Here is an 8,626-nt window from a genome sequence, read left to right on the forward strand (position 1 = left end):
TCCGAGCCACTCCCGGCGACGGTGGGCCGTGGCCCACGGGCGCGTGTTTAAGCTGCCGCCGCACTACGGCCGGATGGCTTGGCTTTCGCCACCCGGCCACCACTCAACCTACCAACGCCCACTGACAGCCGCTGACGAATGCCGAAACTCCCGGCAGCAGCTTTCAACCCCTTCGGGGCGGAGCGGCCGTACCCGCTGTACGAGCCGCCCCACCCCCTGCCCGAGACGACCACCCCGCGCCCGCCCTCGTCCACCGCGTCGACCACCGCTACGGGATCACCGACCGGGACCTCGCCGTCCTGGAGGAGTGGATCACTGCCGGTGGCGGCCCAGCAGCTCGGTGACCCGCATGAAGCCGTCCGTCCCGTGGCCGAGGGCGACGACCCGGCGGGCCAGTCCTTCGGCGGCGCGCATCACGCCCGCCTCGATGCCGTGGGACTCGGAGGCCCGGACGATGTGGGCCATGGAGGAGACGGCGGAGGTGATCGGGTTGAGTTCGCCGGAGTAGGTGCCGTCGTCGACGTCGCCCGCGAATTCCTCGAAGAGCGGCGGCAGGATCGCGCCGATGCCCTGGGCCAGGGGGAGGAGTTCCCGCGCGGTGATGCCCTCGGCCCGCGCCACGGCCAGGGCGTGCGCGTAGCCGGCCATCGCCGTCCAGAAGATGTCGAGCAGGGCGATGTCGTAGGCGGCGGCCCGGCCGATGTCCTCGCCGAGGTGGGTGTGGGTGCCGCCGAGGGCGTCGAGGACGGGGCGGTGCTCGCGGTAGAGCTCCTGCGGACCGCTGTAGATGACCACCGCGTCGGGCGTCCCGATGGTCGTGGTCATCGACATGATCGCGCCGTCCAGGTAGCGGATGCCGTGCGCGGCCGCCCAGTCGGCCGTGTCCCGGGCCCGGGCCGGTGTGTCGGCGGTGAGGTTGACGACCGTACGGCCCTTGAGCGCGTCGGTGACCGCGTCCTGCCGCAGGACGGCGTCGGAGGCGTCGTAGTTCACCACGCAGACGACGGTCAGAGCACTGGCGGCGACCGCCTCCGCCGGGGACGCGGCCGACGAGCTCGCGGTCCCGCCCCGGCGTGCGGTTCCAGACGGTGACCCGCACTCCCGCGTCCAGGAACGCCCCGGCCAGGGCCCGGCCCATCGGGCCGAGACCGAGGACGGTGACGGAGGGGGTGATGGCGGGCTCGTCGGCGTATGTGGGCATGACTCAACTCCCTGTAGGGTGGCGATAGATGATGAATTGCTGACAAAAGGGGTGGGGGATGACGCGTCGGCGCCATGACCCGAACGTCTGCGGGGTGACCGCCGCGATCACCGTGATCGACGGCAAGTGGAAGACGTCGCTGCTGTGGCTGCTGGAGTCCGGCCCGCACCGCCCGGCGGAACTGCGCCGCCGGCTGCCGGGCCTCAGCGAGAAGGTGCTGACCCAGGCGCTGCGCGAGATGGAGATGGACGGTCTGGTGCACCGTGAGGTGTACGACGTCCTGCCGCTGAAGACCGTGTACTCGCTGACCGAGTTCGGCCGTGACCTGGCCGAAGCTCTCGGCCCGCTCTCCGACTGGGGTCACCGCCGCCTGGAGCGGCTGACCGAGGTCCAGCCGGCCTCTTGACCCGAATGCCACCTCCGTCCGTCGTACGACCGGGCGCGTTCGGCGCCTCGTCGATCACCCACATCCAGGGTCGGACGGCGGCGGAGCGCTGCCAAGTACCCACAAAAAAGTGGGTACGAGCCGCGCACGGCCCAGGCCGACTCCCCACTGGAGCGCCGAGCGCCGCGACGGACAGCGCGACTCCCGGCCGAGCTCCCGCCCGGCCGCGCTGCGAACCGGGCCCTGGCCGCGGGCGGTGGCGGAGCAGGCAGTCGTCAAGCGGCCATGGTCAGTCACCGCTGTGAGAATCGAGGAAGTGCCGGATGCCGGCCGCGAAGGTCGACATCTGCTCCCCGGCCTCCAGCCACGTGGTCACCGAGGCGCTCCAGCCGCCCGCAGTCTTCGGCCACGGACGCAGAGTCCAGGTCAGACCGACATGCCCTCCGGACCGGAACACGGCGGAGACGGACAGGTCCCGGTCGTTGGTCTGCCGGCTCCGTTCGCCGTCCCACCCTCGGTAGTCCGCGGCCAGTTCCTCCAGGAACGGTGCGAGATCGCTGTCCCAGACCCAGGCCACCACCTCGTTCACGCGAGCGGTCAGCCCTGGAGCCCACGCCTCGACGGAGTCAACTCTTGACGGCCTCTGCGATCCGCAGGGCGGCCTGGGCGGGTGTGAGGTGCGTGGTGTCGACGACCTCGGCCTCGGCGTGCAGCCACGTGCGGGCCGCCTCGGCGTAGGGCTCGAGGTATCGGAGACGGAACGGGGAGTTGGGGCCAAGAACGGTGTCGCCCGCGATGCGCCCGCGGAGGGTGTCCTGGTCGGCGTGGAGGACGAAGTGCCGTACCAGAATGGCATGGTGCGCGAGGCCTGTGCTGATCTCGCGCCAGTACTGCTCGACCAGGACAGTCATGGGCATCACCAGGGTGCCGCCGGTGTAGTCGAGTACGCGGCGGGCGGTCTCGACCACGAGCTGCCGCCACGGCGGCCAGTGCTGGAAGTTGTCCGTCCCGGGCAGCCCTGGCGTGATGTCCATGAGTGTCTCGCCGACCTTCTCGGCGTCGAGCACCCGTGAATCCGGGATCAGCTGCTGAACGAGTGCACTGGTCGTCGTCTTGCCTGCGCCGTGGGTGCCGTTGAGCCATACGATCATGGGCCCGACGCTAGTGCTGTGCGGGCCGCAGGGACGGGCACAGCGGAAATCCGGTACGGCTTCGGCGTCTCCCAGGGTGGCGTGGCGCACTTTTGCAAGCGGGTGCTTGCAATAGTTAGCGGGGGTGAGGCAAGGTGGAGGCATGGCATCGCTCAACGTCGGCAATCTCGGTGAGTATCTGCGTGAGCAGCGGCGCAGCGCGCAGCTGTCACTGCGGCAACTCGCCGATGCCGCGGGGGTGTCCAATCCGTATCTGAGCCAGATCGAGCGCGGGCTGCGCAAGCCGAGCGCGGAGGTGCTGCAGCAGGTCGCCAAGGCGCTGCGGATCTCCGCCGAGACGCTGTACGTCCGGGCCGGGATCCTCGACGCCGAGCGGGACCGGGACGAGGTGGAGACGCGCGCCGTCATCCTCGCCGATCCCACGCTGAACGAGCGGCAGAAGCAGGTGCTGCTCCAGATCTACGAATCCTTCCGCAAGGAGAACGGGTTCGAGATATCCCCCGAGGCGGGTGAGGCTGCCGAGGCCGTCTCGAGCGACGGCCACCCCGACGGGGCGGCGGACGCTCAGGACAGTGACACCGCCGTACGCAGCAGACCCGCCGCGCGCCGTACCCGCACGACCCGCACGCCCCGTACGCCCGACGGCAACGACGCCGACCCGGAGAACCCGAACGACCCCCAGCAGTCGGCCGGCTGACCACGCGCACCGGCAGGCCGACCGCGGGACCCAAAACCCTCACCTCGAAGCAACCCGGGAGGACCATCACCATGGCCATCACCGACGACCTGCGTAAGACCTTCAGCGACCCGACCCCGCTCTACTTCGCCGCCGGCACCGCCGACCTGGCCCTGCAGCAGGCCAAGAAGGTCCCCGGCCTGGTGGAGCAGCTGCGCGCCGAGGCGCCGGGCCGGATCGAGGCCGTTCGCAACACCGACCCGAAGGCCGTCCAGGAGAAGGCCGCCGCTCGCGCCAAGGAGGCCGGTGCCAAGGCCAAGGAGGCGCAGGAGACCATCCAGACCAAGGTCAACGAGTTCATCGGCAACCTGGACGCCGACATCAAGAAGTTCGGCAGCAACCTGGACGCGGACTTCAAGAAGTTCGGCAGCAGCATCGACGCCGACCTGAAGAAGCTCGGCGAGACCGCCCAGGACATCGCGCTGCGCGGTGTCGGCGTCGCCGCCGAGTACGCCGTGAAGGCTCGCGAGACCTACGAGAAGGTCGCCGAGCACGGCGAGCAGGCCGTGAAGACCTGGCGCGGTGAGGCGGCCGAGGAGATCGAGGAGCTCGCCGTCGCCGTCGAGCCGAAGGCCGAGCCGGTCGAGGTCAAGGAGGACAAGGCCGAGGCCAAGCCCGCCGCGACCCAGCCTGCTGCGGAGGCCGCCCCGGCGAAGAAGACCACCGCCAAGAAGACCACGACCACGACGCGCAAGACTGCTGCCAAGAAGACGACTCCGCCCGCCAAGTAACACGGACGGGTGAAGAAGAGCGGTTGGACACGGGCCGGGCACTTACGCGGTGCTCGGCCCGTTGTTCGGGTAGCGGACCTGCGGTTGCGGGTACGGTGACCGCGTAGGTATGAGCCGAATCGGGTGGTGGACGTTGTGCTGATGCAGGGCTTCGCGGGGTTCATGTGGCTGCTGAGCATGGCCCTGATCCTTTTCAGCGGTTTCGCGCTGATCGACGCGGCCACACGCCGCGAGGACGCCTACCGCGCGGCGGACAAGCAGAGCAAGCCGTTCTGGCTGATCATCCTCGGGCTCGCCTTCATCGTGAACCTGATCTTCAACATCCTGTCGTTCCTGCCGATCATCGGCCTCATCGCGACGATCGTGTACATGGTGGACGTACGCCCCGCGATCAAGGGGCTCCCGGGCGGGGGCCGGAGCCGACGGGGTTCGAGCAGCGACGGCCCGTACGGCCCGTGGAACGGCGGCAGGTAAAACCCCAGGACCCGTGGGACCTGTAGGACCCGTAGCGGCGAGTGCCGCTCAAACCGTCCGGCTCAAACCGTCCGGTCCAGCAGCAGCACCGCCACGTCGTCCGTCAGCTCCCCGCCATTGAGGTTCCGGACCTCATTGACCGAGGCGCGCAGCAGCGCCTCTCCGCGCAGCCCCTCGGAGAGCTGTCGCCGCACCATCTCCACCATGCCGTCCTGGCCGAGCCGTTCCCGGCCCTCACCGACACGCCCCTCGATCAAGCCGTCGGTGTAGAGCATCAGACTCCACTCCGCCCCCAGCTTGACCTCCATCCGCGGCCACCGGGCCCCGGGCAGCAGCCCGAGCGCGGGCCCGTTGTTGTCGTACGGCAACAGCTGCGCCGGCCGCCCGGGCCGGGCCAGCAGCGGTGAGGGATGCCCCGCCAGGCACAGCCCCGCCCGACGGCCGTCCGGCGCGATGTCCACCGTGCACAGGGTCGCGAAGATCTCGTCGTCGGCCCGCTCGTGCTCGAGGACCTGCTGGAGCGTGCCCAGCAGAGCGTCCCCGCACAGCCCCGCGAGCGTCAGCGCCCGCCAGGCGATCCGCAGCTCCACACCGAGCGCGGCCTCGTCGGGGCCGTGCCCGCAGACGTCGCCGATCATGGCGTGCACAGTGCCGTCGGCGGTGCGTACGACGTCGTAGAAGTCACCGCCCAGCAGGGCACGGGAACGCCCCGGGCGGTAGCGCGCGGCGAACCGCAGCGAGGAGCCCTCCAGCAGCGGCGTGGGCAGCAGGCCGCGCTCCAGTCGGCGGTTCTCCTGGGCCCGCACACGGCCCTCGGCGAGCCGCCGCTCGGCCGTGTCGGAACGTTTCCGCTCAACGGCGTACCGGATCGCCCGGCTCAGCAGCCGCCCGTCCAGCTCGTCCCGGAAGAGGTAGTCCTGGGCGCCGACACGCACGGCTTCCGCGCCGCGCTCGGCGTCGCCGGAGGCGGTGAGCGCGAGGACGGCGTGCCGGGGCGCGAGCTCCAGGACGTGCTTGAGCACGGCCAGCTCGTCGTCGTCGGCGACCCGGCCGGGCGCCGCGAGCGCGAGGTCCAGCAGGATGCAGTGGACGTCGTCCGTCAGCAGCCGCTCGGCCTCGGTGAGGTTGCGGGCGGTGCGCACCCGGATGGGCTTGCCGGCCGAGTCGAGCAGCTCGGGCACGATCGCCGAGCCGCCGGGATCGTCCTCGATCAACAGCAGCGTCAGGTTGGTGTGGGTGGTGTTCTCGACCGTCTCTTCCTTACGCGGGGCCTCTTCCCGGGAGGTGCCGCCGCCTGGGGACGCGGCCTGCGCCTGACCACTCTCCACGGCCGGGATCGCTCTCTGCCGCGGTATGGGTACGGGCATCGTCTGAGTTCCTTCCCTCCCCCCGAGGGCTGGTGGGAACGAGGGACCTCGATCCACCGACGGGGACCATAGCGGTAGTCGGCGGCGCAACGGAATGGTGTGGGCCACCCGGCGTGGGCGACGGCCACTGTCATATGCCGCGTTCCCTACCGCAGTTGGACAGGGTGGAGGACGGGCAGGAATGACGAACGTCACGTTCGCGCTGGGTTTGGCGGCGAGGTGACGTGGGGTGGGTCACGTGGCGGAGGTCACGGCCCAGGGGTCACAAGGTGCCCTGAATCACCATGTATCAGGGAATCCTCCTGCGCCGGGGAATCCTCACGCATCGGGTCGAACCACCCCGAGGATCGGCATCGAGCCGGCCCCCGCGACCGTCACCGTCCGCCCCGGGCGCGGGGCGTGGATGATGGCGCCGTCGCCGATGTACATGGCGACATGGCTGGCGTCGGCGTTGTAGATGATGAGGTCGCCGGGGCGCATGTCCTCGACGTCGATGCGCTCCAGCTGCTTCCACTGCTCCTGCGAGGTCCGCGGAATCCCCTGCCCGGCGCTCGCCCAGGCCTGTGACGTCAGCCCTGAACAGTCGTACGTCTTCGGCCCCTCGGCGCCCCATTCGTACGGTTTGCCCAGCTGCTCCGTGGCGTACTCGACGGCCTTGCGCCCCTGTTCGGACGCCTCGCCCTTGATGTCCTGAAGGATGCCGGAGTCCAGCCACTCGGTCTGCGCCTTGTAAGCCGCTTCCTTCTCCAGCTCGGCGAGGCGCTCCTTCTCTTTCTCCTCCAGCCGGGATTCGAGCTGTTCGGCCGCCTTGATCTGCTTCTCGATCTTCTTCTGGGCGGCGGCCTTGGCCTTGCGGCCCGCCTCCAGCTTCTTCCACTGGGCGGAGGCGTCCTTGGCGTACAGCTCCAAGTCCTGCTGGATGCGGGTCATCTCCGCCAGCAATCCCTTGGTCGCGCGCTGGCCCTGCAGCACCCGGCCCGTGCCGTCGAGGAACGCCTGCGGGTCGTCGCTGAGCATCAGCTTGGCCTCGTCGGGCAGCCCGCCCGAGCGGTACTGCGCGGCGGCCGCGGCACCGGCCCGCTCCTTCAACTCGGCCAGCCGCTCCTGCCCTTTGACGATCCCCTTCGCCAGCGCGACGATCTCGGCGGACTGCTTCTCGGCCGCCTCCTCGGTGGCGTTGTACTGGTCGGTGGCGACGGCCGCGGCGTGGTAGAGCTTCTCGAGCCTCTTGCGAATGTCCTCAAGCTCCTTGTTGGACACGGCAGTCGGGGCCGACGAGGCCGAGGCGCTCGGTGACGGGGTGGGGGAGGGGGAGGGTGCCGCGAAGGCCGTGCCTGGTGCCGCCAGCACGGTGACCGCGCAGACGACGGTCACGGCTGCTGTGATCAGGCCGCGCTTGCCCGAGCCCATACCTGTAGCCCCCAAACTGATGTCCCGTCAGTAACTTACGAGCGTCCGGGGGATCGTGCCATGCCGACGCGTAAAGCGACAGAGGTCTGCTTCCCCCCGATCCCTCCCCGTCATGACGATCTCCCCGTCTTTGTGACGAACGACTCGTGGAGATCGTTCCCCCGCAGGTCCCGGGGTCACGCCCGCGGCGCCAACGCCTCCCAGCGCACCGTCACTTCACCCTGCCGCCACCGCACCGTCCCGTCCGTCACCGGCCAGTCGGCGGCGAGGTCCCGCACCGTCCTGATCCAGCGCTGACGTGCGCCGTACGACGCATAGGGCGCGGCAGCGGCCCAGGCGCGGTCGAAGTCGCGCAGAAAGGCATGGACGGGCTCGCCGGGAACATTGCGATGGATGAGCGCCTTCGGCAGGCGCTCGGCGAGGTCCGAAGGCCGCTCCAGCGAGCCCAGTCGGGTCGCGAAGGTCACCGTACGCGGCCCCTCCGGCCCGAGCGCGACCCACACATGCCGGCGCCCGATCTCGTCACAGGTCCCCTCGACGAGCAGCCCCCCACGACTCCCGGTCACCGGATCGGCCGGCGCGAGCCGCGCGCACAGCCGCTCCCAGACCCCGGCGACCTCGCCCTCCTCGTACTGCCGCAGCACGTTCGCCGCCCGCACCAGCAGCGGCCGCTGCGGCACAGGAATCTCGAACCCCCCGTGCCGAAACACGAGCCCTTCCCGCTCGTACGGCTTCGCGGCCGCGACCCGCGCCGGTTCGATCTCCACACCGACCACACGCGCGCGTGGCGCGACGGACCGCAGCCGAGCGAGCAGCTCGACGGCAGTCCAGGGGGCGGCGCCGTACCCGAGATCGACCGCGACGGGATCGACGGCCCCCCGCAGCTCCGCACCATGCGTGTGGGCGATCCAGCGGTCCATCCGGCGCAGCCGATTCGGATTGGTGGTCCCGCGCGTGACGGTGCCCACGGGTCGGGCGAAGGCGCGGGATGTCATGGATACGAGGGTAAGCGCCCGCTCTGACCACCGGACCGTGCCACCCGCACCAGCGCGGCCCCGACCCCCAACGCACGAGTAGTGCGCAACGCGCACCCCCACCGAACCCGCACAGGCCGCCGCAGGCATAGACCCGCACCCCCACTCACCCGCACAGGCCGCCGCAGGCATAGCCG

8 protein-coding genes and 2 pseudogenes are annotated in these 8,626 nt (G+C 70.4%); 4 read left to right on the plus strand and 6 right to left on the minus strand.

Going from position 1 to position 8,626, the window contains the following annotated elements; translation table 11 throughout:
• Positions 1-312 precede the first annotated feature (312 nt).
• Positions 313-1,201: pseudogene (locus ADL12_RS13170) on the minus strand (NAD(P)-dependent oxidoreductase).
• A 58-nt stretch (positions 1,202-1,259) separates the two neighbouring features.
• Here ADL12_RS13170 and ADL12_RS13175 point away from each other — a divergent pair.
• Positions 1,260-1,607 carry a winged helix-turn-helix transcriptional regulator gene (locus tag ADL12_RS13175; RefSeq protein WP_062701838.1) on the plus strand — a complete coding sequence of 116 codons (348 nt, stop codon included), beginning with the start codon at positions 1,260-1,262 and terminating at the stop codon, positions 1,605-1,607.
• Between the two features lie 268 nt (positions 1,608-1,875).
• On the opposite strand, the pseudogene ADL12_RS13180 reads toward ADL12_RS13175, so the two are convergent.
• A pseudogene (locus ADL12_RS13180) lies at positions 1,876-2,199 on the minus strand (DUF6228 family protein); the annotation flags it as partial.
• Between the two features lie 13 nt (positions 2,200-2,212).
• Positions 2,213-2,737, minus strand: coding sequence for an AAA family ATPase (locus ADL12_RS13185; RefSeq protein ID WP_062701840.1), 525 nt, complete (start codon positions 2,735-2,737; stop codon positions 2,213-2,215).
• Positions 2,738-2,879: 142 nt separating this feature from the next.
• Here ADL12_RS13185 and ADL12_RS13190 point away from each other — a divergent pair, with 142 nt between their 5' ends.
• The 3 genes from ADL12_RS13190 to ADL12_RS13200 all read left to right on the plus strand — a co-directional run bounded on the left by ADL12_RS13190 (position 2,880) and on the right by ADL12_RS13200 (position 4,678).
• The gene (locus ADL12_RS13190) at positions 2,880-3,434 is read left to right on the plus strand and encodes a helix-turn-helix domain-containing protein (RefSeq protein ID WP_062701842.1); all 555 of its coding nucleotides are present in this window, start codon (positions 2,880-2,882) and stop codon (positions 3,432-3,434) included.
• Between the two features lie 71 nt (positions 3,435-3,505).
• Positions 3,506-4,204, plus strand: coding sequence for a hypothetical protein (locus tag ADL12_RS13195; protein ID WP_062701844.1), 699 nt, complete (start codon positions 3,506-3,508; stop codon positions 4,202-4,204).
• A 141-nt stretch (positions 4,205-4,345) separates the two neighbouring features.
• Positions 4,346-4,678, plus strand: a complete 333-nt coding sequence (locus ADL12_RS13200; RefSeq protein ID WP_208614531.1) for a DUF2516 family protein — start codon at positions 4,346-4,348, stop codon at positions 4,676-4,678.
• A 62-nt stretch (positions 4,679-4,740) separates the two neighbouring features.
• Here the strand turns inward: ADL12_RS13200 and ADL12_RS13205 are convergent, their stop codons facing one another.
• The 3 genes from ADL12_RS13205 to ADL12_RS13215 form a co-directional block, all read right to left on the minus strand.
• Positions 4,741-6,045, minus strand: a complete 1,305-nt coding sequence (locus tag ADL12_RS13205; RefSeq protein WP_062701845.1) for a PP2C family protein-serine/threonine phosphatase — start codon at positions 6,043-6,045, stop codon at positions 4,741-4,743.
• A 318-nt stretch (positions 6,046-6,363) separates the two neighbouring features.
• Positions 6,364-7,455, minus strand: coding sequence for a C40 family peptidase (locus tag ADL12_RS13210; protein WP_062701848.1), 1,092 nt, complete (start codon positions 7,453-7,455; stop codon positions 6,364-6,366).
• 176 nt (positions 7,456-7,631) lie between these two features.
• Positions 7,632-8,450 carry a class I SAM-dependent methyltransferase gene (locus ADL12_RS13215; protein WP_208614530.1) on the minus strand — a complete coding sequence of 273 codons (819 nt, stop codon included), beginning with the start codon at positions 8,448-8,450 and terminating at the stop codon, positions 7,632-7,634.
• Positions 8,451-8,626 lie beyond the last annotated feature (176 nt).

The sequence above is a fragment of the Streptomyces regalis genome (genome assembly GCF_001509475.1).
Classification (GTDB): Bacteria; Actinomycetota; Actinomycetes; order Streptomycetales; family Streptomycetaceae; genus Streptomyces; species Streptomyces regalis.